Raw genomic sequence first — 21349 nt, 5'->3', positions numbered from 1 at the left:
TCTCCCTAACGGCACGAGCTACTAATTGATTCTACCGCAACTGCGCCGCCCCTAGTAACCTCAATTTTCTTAAATCTAGATTTTAAAAGAGCTATAAGCTCATTGTTTTTGTGTTCTGTTAATGTGCATTCAAACAAAACAGAATCTTCTCCGATATCCACTATCTTAACGTTTCCGCCCTGATTGAATACCTGAGCAATCTGGAAAGCCTCTGTCTTTCCTTCCGGTTTCAATGCTGAAACCTTTGCATAAAGTATTTCCTTCATATGGATTGGAAGTGTTGTAAGATCGATAACCTTAATTACCTCCACCATAGCATTTAACTGCTTTTTAATCTGTTCGAAGGTTGCATCATCTGCCATAACAGATATGGTCATTCGTGACACATCATCTCTTTCTGTGGTACCAACTGTGAGAGTCTGCAGATTATATGATTTTGCAGAAAACAATCCTGATACCTTTGCTAAAACACCAACTTGATTTTCAACGTATAAAGCAATCCATCTATTTTTCATTTTATCTACCTCAGAATCATGTCACTAAGTGGAGTTCCACTTTTTACCATTGGAAGTACTAAATCATCTGGAGAAACTATAAACTCTAAAACTGTAGGCCCCTTCTTGTTAGCCTTAGCTTCATTTAATGCTGATTTAATTTCTTCATCATTAGTAATTCTTATCCCCTTACAGCTATAGCTCTTGGCCCATTCCATAAAGTCTGGATAATAATGACCATCACTGTTAGATAAATCTGTTATCTCATATCGCTTTCCGTAGAAAAGCTGTTGCATCTGTCGAACCATGCCAAGATTTGAATTATTAAATATACATATAATTATTTGATGTTTGTTAGCCATGGCGGTTGCCATTTCCTGCATGTTCATTTGGAAACCACCATCGCCTGTAATAAGTACTACTGGCTTGTTGGGATTTCCTATTGATGCGCCGATAGCTGCTGGGAATCCAAAGCCCATGGTTCCCAAGCCTCCTGATGTGATAAACTCCTGTCCCTTGTTAAGCTGAATGAACTGAGTAGCCCACATCTGGTGCTGTCCAACATCTGTAACTATATTAGCATTTGGAAATACTTCATTGATGGCTTCACATACATCCTGAGGGCAAACACCAATCTTTGATTTAGGCATCGACAATGGATGCTCTGCTTCCCAGGCTTTGATTTCTGTAAGCCATTCCTTGCATTCGATTTTTTCTGCGTATTCAACTAATCGATCTAATGCGATTTTGGCATCTGCTGTGACTGGCACATCTACAGATACGTTACGTGAAATGGATGCTGATGCTATATCAACATGAACGATTTTGGCCTTTGGCGCAAACTCGTCTAATTCACCAGTTATTCTGTCGTTGAATCTGGTACCGATAGAAAACAAAACATCGCACTCAGTTACTGCTTTGTTAGCAGCATATCTTCCGTGCATTCCACAGTTTCCTATGAAAAGAGGATGGTTCTCAGGCATAACGCCCTTAGCCATGATAGTTGTAGTAACTGGGATGTTCATTTTCTCAGCAAACTTAACCAGCTTATCTTCAGCGCCTGCTATTCTTACGCCACCGCCTGCAAGTAACAGTGGCTTCTTAGCAGTTTTTAGTAATCTATAGGCCTTTTTAAGCTGACCAATATGTACTGTTTCGTTTGGATGATATCCTCTGATATCAACATGCTCTGGGTATTCCGGATCACCTGAGATGGTTTGAATATCCTTTGGGATATCTATAAGAACCGGACCAGGCTTTCCTGTAGATGCAATCTGAAATCCCATCTTTATGATTTTGCCCATATCGTCACGGTTTCTGACTGTAACGCCGTATTTTGTAATAGAACGAGTCATTCCAACGATATCTACTTCCTGGAATGCATCGTTACCTATAAGGTGAAGTGGCACCTGTCCTGTAAAAATCACCATAGGAATGCTGTCGTAATAGGCATCCGCAATACCTGTAATGGTATTGGTTGCGCCTGGGCCTGATGTGACAAGCACAACTGCTGTCTTACCAGTAGCTCTGGCATACCCCTCTGCCTCATGAACAAGAGCCTGTTCATGACGTCCTAAAACAACATTAATACCCTCAGTTTTATAAAGCTCGTCGATAATATCTGTAATCATACCACCTGGGTACGCAAATATTGTATCAACGCCCTCTTCCTTCAGTGCTTTTACGAACAACTTTCTTCCAGTAATATTAAGTGCCATTTTTCATTCCTCATAAAGCTAACTAAACTAACGTGTGTATGTTCTAAAATAAAACTCTATATCGTAATATGTCTGTTCATCTGACTCTTCTGCAAGCTTCCAGTCACTCATTTCATCTAAATTAGGGAAATAAGTATCGGCATCGTAAGCATAATCTACATATGTAACAAAAGCTCTGTCGCATTCATCTAACATTAATCTGTAGATGCTTTCGCCACCGATGATGTAGATGTCATCGGAATTATATTTTTCTAATTCTTTATCAAGCTCTTCCTTAGAATGTACAACGACAGCACCCTTGGCGTCGTAGTTCATATCTCTTGTAAGTACAATGTTCACTCTGTTAGAAAGTGGCTTGCTGTTTGGGAAGCTCTCTAGAGTCTTTCTGCCCATTACTACTACCTTGCCTGTAGTGGTTTCTCTAAAAAACTTCATATCATCTGGGATGCTAACTAGCAGTTTATTATCCTTGCCGATAGCCCAGTTTCTATCTACTGCTACTATTAAATTCATATATAATCCTTTCCATAATCAGCCTTCTAGTACTCCGTGCTCCCGGAGGCCACCTCCCATTGCGGTCAAGGAAACCTCCCTAAAGGGTCCCTCCTTAACCACATGGGGGTCTTCGTTCCACTTCGGTCGTTGCTAAGCAAAGGTCCACTGGACCTTTAGCAACCTCCTCCTCGCGCTTGCCAAGGTTGTGATGCTGATTATTGATTGTATTAAACCGCTATAGGTATGTTACGGATTTGTTCGCCGGCTTCGTAGCCCTCTACGATGAGGTCGTCTGTGGTGAAGTCGTAGAAGTTTTTGACTTCAGGGTTTAGGCGAACCTTTGGAGCTGGGAGCTCTGGGCGGCTAAGTAATTCTTTGATTGCATCAACGTGTCTGTCGTAGATGTGTGCATCTGCGATAACGTGAACAAGCTGACCGGGAATCATATCGTTAACCTGTGCAACCATCATAAGAAGGATTGCGTACTGGCATACGTTCCAGTTGTTTGCAGCAAGAATGTCCTGTGAACGCTGGTTTAATACCATGTTAAGCACAAGCTTATCTGAATCCTTATCCTTTGTAACATTATATGTAGCTGAATAGCAGCATGGATCCAAATGCCCTGTTGCAAGGTCGTGGAACTGATAAAGATTTGTCATGATTCTTCTGGAATATGGTGTTTCCTTAAGCTGCTTAAGGACATAATCCATCTGGTCAATCATCTCTCCCTTGAATTCGAACTTTTCACCAACTACGTATCCGTAAGCTGTTCCGATTGAGCCTTCCTCATCAGCCCATTCGTCCCAGATATGTGGCTTTAAATCCTTAATATTGTTAGACTTACGCTGGTAAATCCAGAGGATTTCATCCATCGCTGACTTAAGAGCAGTCTTTCTAAGTGTAAGAGCTGGGAATTCTTCTCTTAAATCGTATCTATTTACCACGCCAAACTGCTTGATGGTGTAGGCTTTTTCACCTGTATCCTGCCAGATTGGACGCACAATTTCGTCTTTTGTATCTGTGCCATTATCAAGTATGTCCTGGCACATTTTCTTGAATATTACATCAGCTTTACTCATAACATTTCTCCTTCGTAAAACTTAATTACACTATCGAATAAATTTTACCACAACATATTGGGGTTTGAATAGTTCTTTTACTATTTTTAGTAAATAATATCGCCCCATTTCCCTTGAAAACAGCCTCCTTTTGAGTTACTATATTTTTTAGTAGTTTAATCGCTAGGCCTCTCCAGCGGAAATATATAGGTCTAGTTTAGGAGAAGAAATGAGTCAACAAAAAGTAGATCAAAAAAAGCATGACAAAGCAAATCGCAAGTCAATCGTTAGAAAAAAGAAAATAGAGGAGATTGCAAGTTTAGTATGTGTTTCTATAATTGCTATCGCAATTGTAGGCTGGATTGGTTTCTCTGTTTATAAGAAGGCAGAGCAGGCTAAGCTAGCTAATGCAACATACGAATACAACGAAATCACTACTACCGCTATTCAGGATTACCTTGGCACATTAAACCAGTAATAGGCCATTTAAGCAAAAGTCCGCGTGTGGCGTACAATTGTAGTTTTCTGTTTTAGAATTCACAATTTTTACACATTTTATACCCTTAGAGGTGTTATAATAGCCTTAAGAAAAGCAAATCATATTATTATTTATACTTTTGAGGAGGTATTTGTAATGTTTGATTGTAGTTTATTCCAGGATCTTAGGGCAGACGGTATAGGAAAAGAAATAGTAGAAAGCATTCAGGAGCGCATCGAACAGCGTGAATCACAGGTTCACGAGCAAGCAGCTTCCTTAGGAGTTTTCTTATCACCAACTACCATGAATAGATAGTGGGCTTTAATTTAATAGGGGTTTTAAAAAGAGATATCCACGATGGATATCTCTTTTTTTGAATCATTCATTAAATTTCATCGCTGCCCTTAAGCTCTTTTATTCTTGATAAAATCTGTTTTTCATTAAATGTAAAGAAGATGCACGAACCTATGAAGCAGGTTACAAATGCTATTGCTGCCGTAGCTCGATAGCTTTGCTTAGTCTGTGAAACTGTAACAGATGTAAACACTACCATAGCAATGGCCTGGCCCATTTTGAAGGCAAAGGTTCTTGCTGCGAAGAACATACCACTTCTGTCCTCTCCTGTTTCAAGTCTGGTAAGCTCTGCCACATCTGCAACGCAAGCCTGTGGAAGGATTCCAAGGATAGCCATAGGAATAGATGCTGCCACTGCAATTATGAAGCCCCACTGTAATCCCTTGCCGCAGAAGGTTGTTACCATAAATACACATGCATAGGCGAAGAAGCCAATGATGATAAGCTGCTTTTTGCCAATCTTTTTAGCAAGAATATTTACTGCAGGATACAAGCATACGCTGATAAAGGTCATAGTGGCTGTAAGCACGAATGTCCAAGTATCAGCAATCTCCATAAGCTGAGTTTCATAGAATGCCAATCCTGTTTGGAATAATGTTAGTGCAAAGAAATAAATCACATCGCTATAAACAAAATGTCTAAACTGCACATTTGAAAAAGTCTTAACCAAGGATTTGAAAGGCTTTGTTTCACTTGGCTTGCTTTCAATATAATCTCTTTCATTAATATAGAATGCTGGAATCAACATGGCAACGCAGGCAATAGAGGCCATGATTGCAACAGCCATTCTGATTGAGCCAGCCTGCCCAAATCCACCCTCAAGAGCACCTGCCACATTTGGAAGCAGGAAGGAAATAGACTGACCTACAATAAATGTAAATGAAATATAAGTTGATACATTAATTCTGTGCTGCTGAGTATCCCCAAGCTCTGCAATAAGAGCATTATATGGAGTACAGAACATTGTCATAAACAGATAAAAAATCATAAGAAGTGCGAACAGCATGGCATCATTTGCTATGACATTGCTAGTCTGTGGCAGGATGAATAATCCTATTGTGCAAAGTGAAAATGGAATTGCCATTGCTCGCATAAATGGGATTCGCCTTCCACCCTTGTAATCTGCCCCGTCAGACCATCCCGCAATAAGAGGATCTGTTATCGCATCAAAAATACGTCCTGCTGCAAGCACCAGGCCAAACAATGTTAATTTAAAAAATATAGGATGCTGTGTGATATTAGATGCAAATAATCCAGTATTTGGATTCTGCTCACTAGGTGCGCCTGTGTAATAATAGACCATCCAGTTGGACACTACTCCCGATAGCAAGCTCCAACCAAACTGCCCCAGGGCAAACACCCATAGAAGTTTGTTTGTGATAGGTTTTAGTTGTTTCATTATTTAGTTATTCCCCCTTAAAAATATATCTACCCGCAAATAATATTATAGCGCACTTTTTCTGTTTTTGGGATGAAATTGACGCGGAATGTATCGCATAATACGGTAATATTTGTGATTTCTTAAAAATTACTGTAACTTAAATACGTAATTTTCCAGCGTATCATTCACAGGATTAAGCATTGCTAATAAGTCTTCACACCATCCCGCTTGTTTTTTAGCATCAGGATGGTTGATATTCTTCATCCAAGAATAAACTCGCTCTATCATGGCAATCGCATTGCTTTTACTGCTGGTAAAATACTTTTCGCCAAACAATTGCTGGAACTCGCCAAATGTATCTAATTGATCTTCATATCTTAATGCAGTATATGCCGCCCAATTGTTGATGGCGCCTGGTATCTTATTTCCAATGTGCCCTTGATAGGTTAGATATGCGAAAATCTCCATTTCAGATGCATTGTTAGGATTAACATCATTTACATGAATGTTATAGGTATGAGTTTTGCCGTCACTTTCCTTCATGCTCAATTGCACTATAGGATTCTCTGATGTAGATTCTGGAGTCTCATAAGCTATAACCATATGTGATACCAAATCTGATACAGGGTAAGTTGTTATTCCTATAACCTTTCTATCTTTTGAGACAGCATCCTCGGATATTTCTTCAACAGCACCATATCGGGAAATAATAGATTCATTTTCATTCTCTATTTTTAGGGTTGCTTTTGAAATATTTTCAATTCGCTGGTCCTCTTTCGTTTGCTCTGACGGAGCAAGCTCATCTTTTTTAAGAATGCAACTCTCAGTCATTTTTAAGTAGACTTCGATGAGTTCAGCTTTCTGTTCCGCAAAGAACTGATTCATTTTCTTTTGATATTCTTCGTCAGCCCATATTCTCCTAATCTCTTCTTCAGTAGAATATTTTGACGAAAAATTACCTATAGATTCTTGTAATTTATCACCCTCTAATCTAAGGCAATAGTCCATGTAAGGCCTTCCACTATTAATTGCTTCTTGCTGAAATTCGCCATGATTATTTTTAATTCTATCTATAGTATCCAAAACTTCCTCTTCAAAGCTAGAATCACTTTGCATCTTACGAATGACAGCTACATCGATATCAATACTGACTTTTCCTATTTCGCTATAATTATCACCAACTTGGTTAAGGCTATCATTATAGCCAAGATATGGACGACTATCGTTCATATGCTTTAGCGTTTCTTCAATATCAGATAATCTAAATGATATGTCAGTAAACTTTGAACATATTTCATGATAATAATCAAGCACATCATCACCTAATAATTCCGATTGCTTTGTCACTTCAAACTGTACTTCAGTTTTACTAACAGAACTGACGGCGTCACTGTATTCCATTCTTGTGCTTACAGCATAACCTGACAAAATATTACCTACTGCCATGAAAACTCCTTTCTGCAGCTCATCTATCAGTCAAAGCTGCTCCGCTCTCCAGAAAGGTCCGAGCGGTGATGCTAGAGCCTAAAAAAGCGCCTATTCCAACTTCATTCCGTTGAAATAAGCGCTTCCATAGCTCTATAACAATTCTTACACTATGATATCGAGAATCATGGCAGGATTATTAATGGTCAAATTTAACAAATATATAGAATCACATTCTTCTATTGATTATATGAATATTTCCAAACGCTTTTCATTTGAGATACAAGGATATCAACATCCCAGTGCTTTTTTGAGTTCTTTGGACTATTTGGATCATTAACAATAATCTGCCCATCATCAGTGATGCCAGTTAAAACAATAAAATGACCTGTTTTAGTAAAATCACCAGGAGCCATAGAACAGATTAACGGTGTGGAGCTTGTTAGATTATTCATTATGAAATCCACTGACACACTACCTGCCGAAACATCAAGTCCAAAATGCTTTGCTCCTGTAGTCATAATATCCCATGACGTCCCCTGTCCATATGTATAGAATCCCTGCTGTGCAGCGTATTGACTTACAACATAAGGATTAATGGCTGCATCTTGCTCAAGTCCACATGCAACCATTGCAATACATGTAGGTCCACATCCAGCTACACCCACATAATTTCCGCCATAGTCTTTATATCCCCAACGCTTATCCCACTGCATAAATAAAGGAATATCACGTTCTGACATTTCCTTTGAAACGTCCATATCAAAGTCTTCGTCTTTGTACTTATTAAAGTTTTTCACATAATCAGATGCCTCAGGATATTTCTCACCAAATTCAATTACATTCTGCGGTATATCTTCTACATCTCGATTACCAAATATGTTGAATCCTAAAATCACAATCAAAAAGATTAATACAATAGCCAATACAGGCTTTAATATTTTTAGGTGTCTCTTTGTTGCCTTATGACTGTGCTTAGCTTTAATTGTGCTTATTAAAACATAAACAAAAAATGAAAGTGCCAATATACAAAATGCCATGGCATCAGTTAGCCATTCTGGTGCAAAAAAATAATCCATTGCTATTAAGCCAATAAAAACAGCAATGATAATTATGAAAGTTTTTAATAGCCATCTGATAGTATTTCTCAAATATGTATTCCCCCTCATCAAAGCGTTGCATCCGCCCAAGTAATTATCAACTGGTAATATTTTAAAATGGAGAGCCTTGAAAAATCAAGGCTCCCTAAGCTAACGAATCATTATTTCGCTCTTACTATTTCCTCAGCCATATCTAGCATTTCTTCAGCCGAAACATCATTATCAAAGGTTCCTAGGTCATAGATAACGTTATCCATTTCAAATATTACGTTTGAAACATAGCTTGTTTCACGTTCATCTGAACCATAACTGATAAAGAAATGGTCATCTGTTGCTTCGCGTTCACGTTCTTCTTCAGTAGGTTCAGAGCCTTCTTCGACAGGTAAAAATAAATATTCATCTACGCTGTAATAAATATCTACGCCATCAACTGTACGAGTTTCTAATGCTCTAGTTGCATCAACAGATTCTCTAGTTATATGTTCCTCTGAAATAACAGGGCTAGTTGAAATGTAAATATATGGTGAACCATCCCTCTCATACTGAAGATATATTTCTTTGTACTCATGCAAGGTGTGACTATCTTCATCTTCAATTCGACTTGATTCTGTTTCCATGTATGAAAAAGAATATCCATTAGTGAAATTCTCTATAGCAACAATATCTAGACTAGTTTTCTCCTCAAGCTTTTCTAAATCATCAAAATTTGTTGTTTTAGAATATAAATCATTATGGCTTATTATACTAGCCGCCTTACCAGCAGCAAATGCAGTTCCACCAACAAGTACTAAGCAAGCAGCTGTTACAGTTGCTATTTTCTTTATATTAAATACTGATTTCATATGGCCTCCATTCTTTTCATCAATTGCATTATTAATCTGATGTATCAAATGTTCTTTTTCAATTGTTGAAAACTGGAGCTCATCCATGGACATTTTATATTCTTTGATTATCTCTTTATTCATAAAGTTCACCTGCCTTAATATTAATTACATTATCCCGAGTCAAAGATTTCTTTAGTTCCTGTCGTCCTCTAGATAGATATTTTGAGACTGCAGAGATTGGTTTATCCATTATGACCGAAATCTCTTTGACTGAATAACCTTCATAGTAATGAAGATATATGCTTATTCGATAATTGAGAGGTAGCTTCTTTATTTCATCTAACAGCTCAGAAGTAGGTGCCACTGGTGCTTCTTTTTCCACAATAGCCTCTAGACTTACAGTTCTTTTGAAAAATGCACTTCTTCTTAAATCGTGGCATGCATTAATAGTGGTTCTTATAATCCATGATTTTTCATGTTCCCTTGTATCGAAAGTCTCGCCGTTTGTCATATATTTCAATAAAACTGTTTGGCAAATATCTTCCGAATCAAAGGTATGCTGCAAATAGTTGTAGCTGATTCGAAGAATCATATCTGAATAAGTCTCCACAATTCGCCTTACTTCTTTTTCATCCATATGATATTGCTCCCTTTTTCTTAAATTTAGAAGGCCTTCTACTTATAATACGATTTAAAGTGGGTAAAGTGGACACTAATATTTATATTTTTTAATGGTAAAATAAAATGAGCTGACAATTGCCAGCTCATAATTATATTAATGATTCTTAGGCACATACACAACGCATGTAACTGTACCATCTTTGTTTAGGGTATATGTCTCAATAACCAGGTCTTTTATTCCATTTTCCGATGAAGAATAACTAAAGTTCTCACTCATTCCAATCTTTCCATCAGGGAACATATACTCAATATTCCAATATCCGCTACTAGAAGTGCCATTAGGCATCACATAATCATAGCTAATATATCCATCTTTATCAGGCTTCACATTCTTTCTGGTTGATTCTACTGGAGTAGCATAGTTATCTATATTATCTACTGTAAGTTTAGACATAAACTTCTCTACTTCTTTATCTGATGGCAAATCTTGAATATCTTCTTCAACAGAATTTTCAACTTTTTCAATAATAGCATCAGCTGCTCTCTTATCAGCTTTTGATGGGTCCATTGGAAGAACAAATAAAGCATTAACACCATCATATTTTTCATTTCTTGATATTTTTCCAGTGGCATTATCATATATATATGCATCAGAATTATAGAATGAGCCATCAGAAACACCTAAATATATTTCTCTGTCTGCAAAAGCCTCGATGTTTTCAACTTCCATAATACGATATTGAATGCCATCTTCAACAACAGCGAAATATCCACCTGCAGCTAATGTGAAAATATTATATTTGCTAGGGTTATAGCCCTGGATATATGGAGAAACAAGAAAATCATTTTCGCCATAACTATCACTTGAAACATCCGGCATTGCTGATCCGTCTGTTTTACTTATTCCTACAACAGCATAAGTATTGTCACTAACAACTTGTCCATCAGATGTAACCAAATAATCAGATAATTCTTTACCAGAAATCAGGCCAATCATAGCAATATCATAACCACCGCAGGATTGTGTTTCGCCACCTGCCCAGTCCCCTTGTTTATCAAAGGCTTCTGTAAGTTTTGTATCGCCAATCTTACTGGCCACATCTTTTGCTGAAAGATATTTCCAGGCTGCATAGGCTGTGCCTGAAAGTATTAAAACCATGCAAAGACAAGCCACTGCAACAATACCCCTATTCATACCTTTAAATTTTACTACTTTATTTTTTGCTGAATAACTAGCACAACCTGCTATCAAACAATCATCAACGCCATTTATTGCTAAAAACAATTCATCTCTTTTCATGATGCTAAATACCCCTCCTTTACTAGTTCATTTTGCAACCTTCTTCTAAGTCGACCTAAAGTAACAGAAACATTATTTTTTGACATATCGAATTTCTTAGAAATCGATGATAAATCTTCTGCATAGAAGTACCTACTTAGAAATATAAATGCTTCCTTCTCAGATAAGCTATTTACAAAATCTCTAACAATAACTGCCAATTCACTACCAAGAATTTCTTGCTCCACATCACTGTGATCAGGAATGCATTCCTCTAGTTCTTCTAGAACCTCTTCAATTACTCCATTACCACGTTTTTTTGATGTCAAACTCCGATATCGATCAAAAGCTAATTCACGTGTGATTTTTGCAAGAAATGCTTTGAAGATTTTTGGTCGTGTAGGTGGTATTTTGTTCCAAGTCTTCAAGTATGTATCATTGACACATTCCTCGACATCTAGATTATCCTTTAATATATTTCCTGCTATTTTTTCACAATAATTACCGTACTTATTATCGGTTTCAGCAATGGCCATTTCATCTCGTCTGAAGTATAAATCTATTATTTCTTCGTCTCTCATGGTTTCCCCCTTGTTGTTTTATTTGTAAGACCCTTACATCTATATAGCCGAAAAAAATATTAAAAAGTTACAAGATATTATAACAATTTTAAAACAGCGCGATAGGTCGTCCCGTCTCGATTGAAGTGCTCATTTAGTATAAAAAATAGGACCACCCATAAATGGATGATCCTATTTTTTATACTAAAAGAGCGCGAGACGGGACTCGAACCCGCGACCCCCACCTTGGCAAGGTGGTGCTCCACCAACTGAGCCACTCGCGCATATCTGTTGTTTCGTTTGCCTCAACAACAATAGCTATTCTAAAGGATAGACAAGAATAAGTCAAGCATATTTTAAAACTTTTTTCACAGAATTTTTCATGCTACAATTATGAGTATGAAAAGTACAAATTTGAAACGTCCATACATCAATATTATAAATGAAAAAGGCGCTATTATCGGCAATGGTTCTAACCAGGGTTGGTTCTCTTCTTCCCCTTGGTTTAACGTTAGTGGGCAGGGGTGTGGCATTATTTCTTCGCTAGATGCATGCTACTATATAGAAGGCAAAAGAATCATTTCCAAAGCACAATATGAATTTGGTATAAATGACTTTGCCAAAATTATCGTATTTACGAAGTTATTCATGCATGAATTCTTCTTCAAAAAGTTTGCCATCGGAATCACCCCAAATCAAATCTGCCGTTTCATGAATAAACGCCTAAAGGGTCAATATAAGGTTTCTTATAATGGTAGATTTGGTCATGCTGATTTACTAGAAAAAATAGAATCACAGCTAAACAATGACCTGCCTGTTATTTGGTCTCTCTACCGTCCTCGCAAAAAGATAACCTTATACACTTTTAAATCAGTAACCCGCGAGTACATTCCAACCACTAGCACCAACAGTCACTACGTAAATGCGATAGCTGTAATACATGATGCAGCCCCTAATCATCCTACTATGATAAAAATCTCATCCTGGGGAAAGATTTATTATATCGACTTTGACGAATATCTAAAATACACAGAAGGCTCTATTATCAGCGCAGTCTGCTCAAACATATTCTTAATAAAAAAGCTTCAGTGAAAACAATCACTGAAGCTCATTTTTTACTTTCTCTTATCTAAATTGCTAGCAACCTTCATTCCAATATTCTGGATAATCTGGAACAGAATAATAAGAAGAATTACTGTAACAATCATTATATCAGTCTGCCATCTATAATATCCGTAACGCACAGCGATGTCACCTAATCCGCCGCCACCAACAGTTCCTGACATTGCAGAATATCCAAGGATATTTCCTGTAGTGATTGTAGCACCGATGATGAGTGATGTGCGTGCCTCAACAAGCATAACCTTTGTTACTATGTCCCAATTGCTGGCACCCATTGATTTAGCAGCCTCGATAACTCCTGGATCCACCTCATTAAGGGAAGACTCCACCATACGCGCAATGTAAGGTGCTGCGCAGACTACAAGTGGAACAATAGTTGCAGTAGAACCGTAGCTCTTTCCAACTACAAATCTTGTAAATGGTATCAATAAAATCAACAAAATCAAAAATGGTATTGAACGAACTATGTTACAAAAAATATCCAATAACCCATATACAAACTTATTAGGCTTCAATCCATCCTTGCTTGTAACCTTCAAGCAAATTCCAAGAGGGAGGCCTAAAATATAGGCAACCAATGTTGACACAATTGTCATGTAAAGAGTGTCTCTGATTCCCTCTAGTATCATATTAATTACCTGTGAATCAAACATCTCCTGTTACCTCCTCTATCTCTAATCCACGTTCCTTAAGATACACAATAATATCTTCCTGAAGCTCCGAATCCTCTGGTAGTCCAAGAATCATTTCACCTTTGGCAACGCCACCTACATTTCTAGTATCTGCCCTAAGAATATTCACTGCTGTCTGGAACTTAAGAACCATGTTTGCGATGACCGGCTCAAAGGATGAGTTCTCCGTAAATACGATACGAATCTTCTTCTCGCCATTAAGTGTCTCAACTGTACCGTGGGATTTTGTATCATCTCCTCGTAATATCAGCTCTCTGGCAGCGCTAGACTTTGGATGATTAAATACATCCTCTACAAATCCATTTTCAACCACCTGGCCCTTTTCGATGATAGCGACCTTGTTACAAATTTCTGATACAACAGACATCTGATGTGTGATTACGATAATAGTGATGCCAAGCTTCTTATTAATATCGCGAAGCAGTTCTAATATAGAAGCTGTTGTCTGTGGATCAAGAGCTGATGTTGCCTCATCACAAAGCAGGATTCTAGGATTATTCGCAAGAGCTCTGGCGATGGCGACACGTTGCTTCTGACCACCTGAAAGCTGAGATGGATATGCCTTCGCCTTATCCGACAGTCCAACCACCTCTAACAACTCTTTAGCACGCTTTCTGGCATCAGCCTTTGATACCTTCTGCAATCGAAGTGGAAAACAAATATTATCGATTACATTTTTTTGCATAAGTAGATTGAAGCTTTGGAAAATCATAGCTATCTGGCTACGTTCTGCTCTAAGCTCCTTTTCTGTAAGCTGACCGAGGTCCTTATCACCTATAAGCACCTGTCCCGATGTAGGCTTTTCAAGATAATTAAAGCATCTAACAAGAGTACTCTTGCCTGCGCCAGACATACCTATGATACCGTAGATATCACCTGTCTCTACAGTAAGGTTGATATTCTTTAACGCATCAACACTTTGCTCTCCCTGAGTAAATGTCTTTGAAAGATTTTTTACAACAATTTCATTCATAGTATACACTCTCCTCATAATCTATTATCAGACTATGACTTCATATTATTAACAACAAATGAGTGTAGCGATGGTAGTTTCAACTTCCTACCCCACTACACTCTATTTAGATTAACCTTTGTTTATTTTTCGGTCAAGTCCACGGATTATTTGTTGTAGAAAACAACAGCTCCGTCGTATGTATCCTCGATAAACTTCTTAATCTCATCTGACTTAAGAACTGAAACAAGCGCTTTTATCTTAGCATCGTTCTCATGTCCTTCAGCAACTGCGATGATGTTAACGTATGTCTCTGCTGCCACTGAATCTGAAGCCTCATAAGCTATTGAATCCTTAGCAACTGAATATCCAGCCTCGAGTGCATAGTTACCATTTAATACAACATAAGCAACTTCTCCTACAACACGTGCAACCTGTGCAGCCTCAAGCTCCTCGAAATCAAGGTTGTATGGGTTCTCTGTGATATCGTTAACTGTAGCCTCAAGACCAACACCATCCTTTAATGTAAGAAGTCCATTGTCCTGAAGAAGTAAAAGTGCTCTTGCCTCGTTTGTAGTATCGTTTGGAATGGCAATAACATCACCCTCTGCAACATCATCAAGTGATGACTTTGTACCAGGATAAATTCCGAATGGCTCGTAATGAATGTCACCTGCATCTACAAGATGTGTTCCATGCTCCTCGTTGAAGCTGTTAAGATATGGAACATGCTGGAAGTAGTTTGCATCAAACTCGCCTGCCTCAACAACCTCGTTAGGCTGAACATAGTCATCAAATACTTTCACTTGAAGGTCATACCCCTGTTCCTTAAGTGCCTCCTTTGCAGCCTCAAGAATTTCTGCATGAGGTGTGGCTGATGCAGCAACTGTGATTGTTTCAAGCTCTGTTGAATTCTCTGTCGCTGTGGATGATTCGCTATTTGCATCTGCGCTTGAATCTGCTGTGCTGCCGCAACCCACTAATGCCCCCGCTGTAATTATTGAAGCTAATGATAAGCTTGCTATCTTTGAAAATCTCTTATTCATATTTATGTCTCCTCCTAAAAAGTTATGTTATGCTTGAGACTTTATCACACTAAATCACCTAGTTCAATGGGTCTTATTATACCTAGATTTTATTACTAGTTATCAATTTTATTGATAGCAAAGCCTAAATCAACTTCTTAGCTTTGTTTTTTCTACTAAATAGACTATAATTTTTAAAGAAAATTATATATAGATAGGACGCAATAATGAAACGAAAATTATTATTAATTTTGATTCCATTAATCATCATTTTAGGCGCTGTAACTGGAGGCCTTTTCTTCTATTTCTCTGCGACAGATTTAGTTTATTCTGAAGTGTACATAGAAGCCGGTTCCAAGGATTGCACAGTTGGTGACTTCCTTAAGCACGATGCTGATGGCGTCGCCTTTTCAAAGGATTCTGACTTTGACCTTAATACACCTGGCGACTATAAAATTACCATCAATCGAAAGATGCCTGTTATAGGAAAGATGACTTATCACAGCACACTGCACGTTCAGGATACCACTGCTCCTGTTGTGACATTGGCAGAAGAAACAATCGAAATGTACACTACTGCCACTGCCCCTACAGCAGCTGATTTGGTTGAATCTGTAATCGATGCATCCAACTGTACAATCGATTTCAAAGAGCCTTACGACTTCACAAAGGAAGGCAAATTCAATGTAGTAATTCTTGTGACAGATGAAGCTGGGAACACTACCGAAAGCACCATTCCTTGCACAGTTATTGAAGATGTAACTCCACCAGAAATCACAGGTGTGGAGCCTCTTACTGTTTCCCAGGGCGATGCTATTTCTTATAAAAAGGGTGTAACTGTTACTGATGATAAGGATGAGAATCCTACACTTGAGGTAGACACTTCTCTGGTAAATCCAGACAAACGTGGCACATACAAAATCACCTATACAGCCACTGATGCAGCTGGAAACACATCAGAAAAAACAACCACTATCAAGATTGTTTCAGCTAAAATATCTGAGGCCACAGAGGAAACTGTTTATGCTAAGGCTGATGAAATTCTTTCAGAAATCATCACCGATAACATGACTCAGCTTCAACAGGCAAAAGCCGTTTTCGATTGGGTTGTAAAAAACATTACATATTCTGAAACTGCTGGTATTGACGACCTGTTATCAGCCGCCTACAAGGGCATGTATTACCGCGTTGGTGACTGCACTGTAAAGCAAAAAACTGCAGAGGTTATGCTTAACAGACTGGGCATCAAAAATATGGAAATCGAAAAAATCCGTGACACACGCGGTCACTACTGGTTACTGATTGATGTTGGCGAGGGTTGGTATCACTACGATCCAAATCTACAGCTTGACGGTACTCTTATCTTCTACTGGCATGATGCAGATTTATGGGCATATTCAAACGCACACAAGAACACTCACAACTATGACCCAAGCAAATATCCACATATACAATAAACACTTAGGAGGACTAAAATGAAAAACAAATTACTTTCTTTGGGATTGATTATGGCAATATCTCTTTCTATGGTTGCCTGCGGAAATTCTAGCGATACAAAGGTTATCGAATCAAACACAAGCACAGAGGCTACAGGCTCTGAGCAGGTTGCAACAGCTAATGCTGGCTACGTATTCAACTATGATGGCATGGACATTCCTGTAGATGCAGATGTTGCTCCAATTATCGACAAGCTTGGTGAGCCTAACAGCTACTTTGAATCTCCTAGCTGCGCCGCTGATGGTATCGGAAAGCTTTACACTTACAGCGATTTTGAAATCCAGACATATCCAGATGGTGATGTAGATAAGGTTCTTTATGTAATGCTTCGCACTGACAATGTTGCTACAAAAGAAGGCATTGATTTATCAAGCTCACGCGAAGATATCGTTGGTGCTTATGGCCAGGCCACTGAAGAAGATTCAAGCTCTATGAAGTATGAAAACGGTGATATGACTCTCGTATTTATCTTCGATGGCGAAAGTCTTATTTCTATCGAATACGACAGTGCAATGAACAAATAAGAGGACTGAATTGTCTGAAAAACAAAGGGATTTTTTAAAGCTTTGCAACTTTAGAAAATCCCTTGACTTATGGGTGTTTGTACTATAGAATACATATTGTTGTTGAGGCAAACACAGCAACAGATATGCGCGAGTGGCTCAGTTGGTGGAGCACCACCTTGCCAAGGTGGGGGTCGCGGGTTCGAGTCCCGTCTCGCGCTCGATAATTAAAATAAGCAGTATCGCTTTTGCGGTGCTGCTTATTTTAGTTATCGGGCATTTAAATCGAGACGGGACGACCTATCACGATTTGTCGAGCTTGCGATGAGAAATCGTGATGCTTCCTTAATCCCGTCTCGCGCGAAGGCTTGCTGTTTGAAATAATTGCTTAGCATGAAAAACTTAAAACTAAATTGTCGTTGAATCTATATTCCAAAGATGCTATATTATAAATAAAGAAAGCACCCACTCCAAAGTGGATGCTCCCGAATTAGAGTTAATTAGCTCTCAGTGAGAGCCGCCTCTTTCGTTTGCCGACGAGAGAGGCATTATTTTTTTCGCTTGTTGTTCCTCTTATCGAGAAAGCTAAGCAACGCCAGTAAGAAACCACAAGCTGTAAAAAGCAATGCTAACATCGTTAGCATAATCATCAAGATTTCATAGTCCGTCATGTGCGTCACCTCCCTTCCATAGTGATATCCACTCTGTGGATCACCTTATAGAATGGTTCGGGAGATTTCCACCTCGTCATGGGTACTTTCAGTACGGTTACACCGCATAAATAATCTAGCACGAACGTTCTGTTTTTACAATCGAACATACTTAGTTTCTAAGTACTTTTATGAGTACATTATTCACACTTAAAAAAATAGATTGATAAATGTCGATAGAAATCAGGGGTACAAAAAGGGCCTTTGACAAATACTTAGGAATCATCAAACACTGATGTTGCGGAAGCTTCCAACAAGACTGATTTAAGTGAAAATCATATTTTTCAAAATTCACTTATCTATAATTTGAAAAAAGTTAAGTGTATTTAAAAAATATATTTTTTCACTTAAAAATCCATATTCCTATTAAGTGTGTGTATGGATTTAAAAAATAAACTTAACATTTTAATTGAAACTTTTGAGCTACTTAAGTGTATTTCTCCAGAACCAGAAATAAACTTTAGTAGCTCTCTTATTATATTAAGTGAAAAAGCATATTCTTATAATAAACTTAACTTTACCTAAAATATTTTATCTTATTTTAAGTGAATTTCTATTTTTCTTATATTCACTTAACCCACTTTCAATTTTTTAAGTGAAAAATTCATTTTTCTATTTTCACTTAACCTGCTCCCCGACAAATTTAAGTGAAATAGCCATTTTCAAACATTCACTTAACAAAAATACATCCCTATGCGAATATATGAATCACTACCCCATCAGGGGCGCCTTCAACGGTTCCAGTCAAGGCAGCTGTCTCCAAATGCTTAAGAGCATCGCTATCTGTAAGTATGCATGGACTAGTGACAATGCGGCCATCTGATTGAATTTCACCATTATTTTCAATAAAAATACGGCAGCTCTTGCCTGTGTAATCCACACCTTCCATGATGTATCTAGCAGAAAGCTTTACACGGCCATCCTCGCCTAGACGCTGAGTATCTACCCCGCCAGGAAGGATTTTTCCTTTGAAATTATCGCACTCACATTCACCGTCAAACAAAATCATGGTAACACCGTTAATGCCACCCTTTACCTCTAATGCTTCCTTAATACGAACCTGTACTGTCAAAACCTCTGTTGCCATTATTCCCTCTCCTATCAATTAAAATCTACATTTAGCCAATTTCTTTATCTAGTCAAATCCTTTACCCACTTATATCTCTTGTAGTGGAAAAATACCCAAGGCAGCTTGCCCACCTCGTCGACGCAGGTGCAGGCATATACTGCAAGCACCGGCCATTTAAATACAAATGCTCCCAAAAGTGCAAGTGGCACCGCGATACACCACATACTAACAGCAAGGCTATACACATCAAAAAGTGTGTCTCCGCCAGATGCAAATACGCCATTGATAATTACGGTATTAATAGCACGACCAATCATGTAAAAGGACATTATTACCATCATACCAATCAGATATCTCTTAGCAAGCGGTGTAAGTATCATAAAGCTGGTAACAAGTGGAGTAACCAGTAAAATCACAGCTGTAGAAAACAATCCCACATACACGGATAATTTGGCTATTCTGCCGCCATATAGCTTGCCCTTTGCCAAGTCACCTGAGCCTAGTTCATTTCCAACAATAATGCCTCCTGCGGCGCTGATACCATCGCATAGGCAGCACATCAAATCTCGCACCACTGCCGCCACAGAATTGGCCGCAGCTGCATCTGTACCCAGATGGCCCATGATGGCTGTATATGAAGTAAAGCCCACGCCCCAGAACATAGCAGCTCCAGCAAGTGGCATACCACATTTAATATAGTCCTTGGCAAGTAGTCTATCTCTTGCCAACAAATCGCCTAAGGATGGATGGATGAAATCCTTCTGATAAGAAGATATAACCGCCCAAACCAGCTCGATAATTCTAGCAAGCAATGTTGCAAGAGCTGCACCATTTGCCCCCATTGCGGGAAGGCCCAAAAATCCAAATATGAATACAGCATTTAAAATAATATTTATAATTACGGCGCCAGAACTAATGAAAGCGCATCTATCTGCATGGTCAGTAACACGCATCATACCTAAGAAGCACTGGGAAAAGCCTGTAAGCAGATATGACCAGCCTGCTATTCTTAAATAGCCAGCACCGATTCTGATAAGTTCTGAATCGCTGGCGAAAATCAACATCAGCTGATTAGAAAAGCCTACGCAAAGAACGCACACAAATAAAGATATAACAGAGGCGATTCTAAGGCTCATACCAAATATCTTATGAATGGCCTGCTTATCTCCCTTGCCCCAATACTGGGCACCTAATATTGCTATAGAACCTGTTACGGCACAAAGCATCATGTTTTGGATAAACTGAATCTGTGTGGCTAAAGATACTGCTGCCATAGAATTCTGTTCTACCCTGCCTAGCATAACAGCGTCACTGGCTGCCACAAGTGCAAGCATCAGTGCCTGAAAAGCCAGCGGTAATGTTAGATTAACTAATCGTTTTAAAAAGGCCTTATCTCCAAATAGTCCGCTCATATTTAATCCTCATTTTATATTATTTAACCTCTAAATCATATCATTACGAAAGCAAATAAAAAAGCCCTAACGACTAGAATTATCTAATCGCTAGGACCTTAAATCGTATATCAGAATTATTAAGAATATAATCTCTTAACGTTGCTTTCAACAACATTTTCTGCCTTGATTTCAAACTCGCCATTAAGGAATGCCTGAAGCTGACCCTTTGTATTAATAGCTTTGCCATTAACAAGAATAATAAAAGGCTTTTGGCCTTCAGCATTTAATGTCATTCTATAATCAACTCTATCAAGTGCGTATTCGATTCCCATTTGATAAGAATCAAAATAGCAACGTGAATTTCCAAGTGTATGGTCAGATGTAATCCAATATTCTTCAACAACATTAATATTTGGTTCGATCTGGCTCATTTTCACAAATTTCTCATCACATTCTTCTCTTAATAATCTGTACTCTTTATTAAGTGTTGTAAGTTCCATTCTTCACCTCATATTAAAACTAATTACCACAAAACCAATAGCACTTTATCATGCTATTAGTTATATGTCAACACTCAATTTAACAATTTAGATTATTT

General features: G+C 38.2%; 22 protein-coding genes and 2 tRNA genes. 6 read left to right on the top strand and 18 right to left on the bottom strand.

Translation table 11 applies throughout. From position 1 onward, the window contains the following. Window positions 1–5: 5 nt before the first annotated feature. The 4 genes from ilvN to thyA form a co-directional block, all read right to left on the bottom strand. On the bottom strand, window positions 6–515 hold the full coding sequence (ilvN, locus tag G611_RS0105280) for an acetolactate synthase small subunit (protein WP_028242742.1): 510 nt from the start codon (window positions 513–515) through the stop codon (window positions 6–8). A gap of 5 nt (window positions 516–520) precedes the next feature. Continuing rightward, window positions 521–2212: a biosynthetic-type acetolactate synthase large subunit gene (gene ilvB / locus G611_RS0105275; protein WP_028242741.1), complete on the bottom strand. Its 1692-nt coding sequence runs from the start codon at window positions 2210–2212 to the stop codon at window positions 521–523. A gap of 27 nt (window positions 2213–2239) precedes the next feature. Then, window positions 2240–2725 carry a dihydrofolate reductase gene (locus G611_RS0105270; protein WP_028242740.1) on the bottom strand — a complete coding sequence of 162 codons (486 nt, stop codon included), beginning with the start codon at window positions 2723–2725 and terminating at the stop codon, window positions 2240–2242. Window positions 2726–2934: 209 nt separating this feature from the next. Beyond that, window positions 2935–3786: a thymidylate synthase gene (gene thyA / locus G611_RS0105265; RefSeq protein ID WP_028242739.1), complete on the bottom strand. Its 852-nt coding sequence runs from the start codon at window positions 3784–3786 to the stop codon at window positions 2935–2937. 208 nt (window positions 3787–3994) lie between these two features. Here thyA and G611_RS13965 point away from each other — a divergent pair, with 208 nt between their 5' ends. Both G611_RS13965 and G611_RS15710 read left to right on the top strand, forming a co-directional pair. Then, window positions 3995–4243: a hypothetical protein gene (locus G611_RS13965; protein ID WP_036948257.1), complete on the top strand. Its 249-nt coding sequence runs from the start codon at window positions 3995–3997 to the stop codon at window positions 4241–4243. 156 nt (window positions 4244–4399) lie between these two features. Then, window positions 4400–4558 (top strand): hypothetical protein, encoded by a 159-nt coding sequence (locus tag G611_RS15710; RefSeq protein WP_155942250.1) that lies wholly within the window; start codon window positions 4400–4402, stop codon window positions 4556–4558. Window positions 4559–4628: 70 nt separating this feature from the next. On the opposite strand, the gene G611_RS0105250 is transcribed toward G611_RS15710, so the two are convergent. The 8 genes from G611_RS0105250 to G611_RS0105215 form a co-directional block, all read right to left on the bottom strand. Next, complete coding sequence (locus G611_RS0105250; RefSeq protein WP_028242738.1) at window positions 4629–5996, bottom strand: MFS transporter; 1368 nt, start codon at window positions 5994–5996, stop codon at window positions 4629–4631. A 129-nt stretch (window positions 5997–6125) separates the two neighbouring features. Continuing rightward, entirely contained in the window at window positions 6126–7424 is a 1299-nt protein-coding gene (locus G611_RS0105245; protein ID WP_028242737.1) for a DUF6033 family protein, read from the bottom strand. Between the two features lie 218 nt (window positions 7425–7642). Then, entirely contained in the window at window positions 7643–8554 is a 912-nt protein-coding gene (locus G611_RS0105240) for a C39 family peptidase (protein WP_051195080.1), read from the bottom strand. Between the two features lie 110 nt (window positions 8555–8664). Next, window positions 8665–9468 (bottom strand): hypothetical protein, encoded by an 804-nt coding sequence (locus G611_RS0105235; protein WP_028242735.1) that lies wholly within the window; start codon window positions 9466–9468, stop codon window positions 8665–8667. Further along, window positions 9461–9964 carry an RNA polymerase sigma factor gene (locus G611_RS13960; protein WP_036948254.1) on the bottom strand — a complete coding sequence of 168 codons (504 nt, stop codon included), beginning with the start codon at window positions 9962–9964 and terminating at the stop codon, window positions 9461–9463. Before G611_RS13960 ends, G611_RS0105235 begins: the two co-directional genes overlap by 8 nt. A gap of 138 nt (window positions 9965–10102) precedes the next feature. Continuing rightward, window positions 10103–11248 carry a hypothetical protein gene (locus G611_RS15195; protein WP_051195079.1) on the bottom strand — a complete coding sequence of 382 codons (1146 nt, stop codon included), beginning with the start codon at window positions 11246–11248 and terminating at the stop codon, window positions 10103–10105. Beyond that, a complete protein-coding gene (locus tag G611_RS0105220; RefSeq protein WP_028242734.1) occupies window positions 11245–11808 on the bottom strand; it encodes an RNA polymerase sigma factor in 564 nt (187 codons plus the stop codon). The genes G611_RS15195 and G611_RS0105220 overlap by 4 nt, the downstream gene beginning before the upstream one ends. 190 nt (window positions 11809–11998) lie before the next feature. Beyond that, window positions 11999–12071: transfer RNA gene (locus G611_RS0105215), tRNA-Gly, on the bottom strand. A 115-nt stretch (window positions 12072–12186) separates the two neighbouring features. On the opposite strand from G611_RS0105215, the gene G611_RS0105210 reads away from it, so the two are divergent. Beyond that, window positions 12187–12879 carry a hypothetical protein gene (locus G611_RS0105210; RefSeq protein ID WP_028242733.1) on the top strand — a complete coding sequence of 231 codons (693 nt, stop codon included), beginning with the start codon at window positions 12187–12189 and terminating at the stop codon, window positions 12877–12879. A 23-nt stretch (window positions 12880–12902) separates the two neighbouring features. On the opposite strand, the gene G611_RS0105205 is transcribed toward G611_RS0105210, so the two are convergent. The 3 genes from G611_RS0105205 to G611_RS0105195 all read right to left on the bottom strand — a co-directional run bounded on the left by G611_RS0105205 (window position 12903) and on the right by G611_RS0105195 (window position 15599). Then, window positions 12903–13562: a methionine ABC transporter permease gene (locus tag G611_RS0105205; RefSeq protein WP_028242732.1), complete on the bottom strand. Its 660-nt coding sequence runs from the start codon at window positions 13560–13562 to the stop codon at window positions 12903–12905. After that, window positions 13555–14574 carry a methionine ABC transporter ATP-binding protein gene (locus tag G611_RS0105200; protein ID WP_028242731.1) on the bottom strand — a complete coding sequence of 340 codons (1020 nt, stop codon included), beginning with the start codon at window positions 14572–14574 and terminating at the stop codon, window positions 13555–13557. Before G611_RS0105200 ends, G611_RS0105205 begins: the two co-directional genes overlap by 8 nt. Before the next feature lie 146 nt (window positions 14575–14720). Next, complete coding sequence (locus G611_RS0105195; RefSeq protein ID WP_028242730.1) at window positions 14721–15599, bottom strand: MetQ/NlpA family ABC transporter substrate-binding protein; 879 nt, start codon at window positions 15597–15599, stop codon at window positions 14721–14723. 206 nt (window positions 15600–15805) lie between these two features. Here G611_RS0105195 and G611_RS15190 point away from each other — a divergent pair, with 206 nt between their 5' ends. The 3 genes from G611_RS15190 to G611_RS0105180 all read left to right on the top strand — a co-directional run bounded on the left by G611_RS15190 (window position 15806) and on the right by G611_RS0105180 (window position 17799). Next, window positions 15806–17035 carry a transglutaminase-like domain-containing protein gene (locus G611_RS15190; protein WP_028242729.1) on the top strand — a complete coding sequence of 410 codons (1230 nt, stop codon included), beginning with the start codon at window positions 15806–15808 and terminating at the stop codon, window positions 17033–17035. Between the two features lie 18 nt (window positions 17036–17053). After that, window positions 17054–17599 (top strand): hypothetical protein, encoded by a 546-nt coding sequence (locus G611_RS0105185; protein WP_028242728.1) that lies wholly within the window; start codon window positions 17054–17056, stop codon window positions 17597–17599. A 127-nt stretch (window positions 17600–17726) separates the two neighbouring features. Further along, window positions 17727–17799 (top strand) — tRNA-Gly (locus tag G611_RS0105180). Between the two features lie 1180 nt (window positions 17800–18979). Here the strand turns inward: G611_RS0105180 and G611_RS0105170 are convergent. The 3 genes from G611_RS0105170 to G611_RS0105160 all read right to left on the bottom strand — a co-directional run bounded on the left by G611_RS0105170 (window position 18980) and on the right by G611_RS0105160 (window position 21251). Further along, window positions 18980–19375: a DUF3237 family protein gene (locus G611_RS0105170; RefSeq protein WP_036948250.1), complete on the bottom strand. Its 396-nt coding sequence runs from the start codon at window positions 19373–19375 to the stop codon at window positions 18980–18982. A gap of 44 nt (window positions 19376–19419) precedes the next feature. Continuing rightward, on the bottom strand, window positions 19420–20769 hold the full coding sequence (locus tag G611_RS0105165) for an MATE family efflux transporter (protein WP_028242726.1): 1350 nt from the start codon (window positions 20767–20769) through the stop codon (window positions 19420–19422). A gap of 119 nt (window positions 20770–20888) precedes the next feature. Then, entirely contained in the window at window positions 20889–21251 is a 363-nt protein-coding gene (locus tag G611_RS0105160; RefSeq protein WP_028242725.1) for a hypothetical protein, read from the bottom strand. Window positions 21252–21349 lie beyond the last annotated feature (98 nt).

It is taken from the genome of Pseudobutyrivibrio ruminis AD2017, from assembly GCF_000424305.1.
In the GTDB taxonomy this organism is placed as follows: Bacteria; Bacillota; Clostridia; order Lachnospirales; family Lachnospiraceae; genus Pseudobutyrivibrio; species Pseudobutyrivibrio ruminis_B.
Note: the sequence above shows the minus strand (reverse complement) of the source record. Positions and strands in the feature narration are given on the sequence as shown.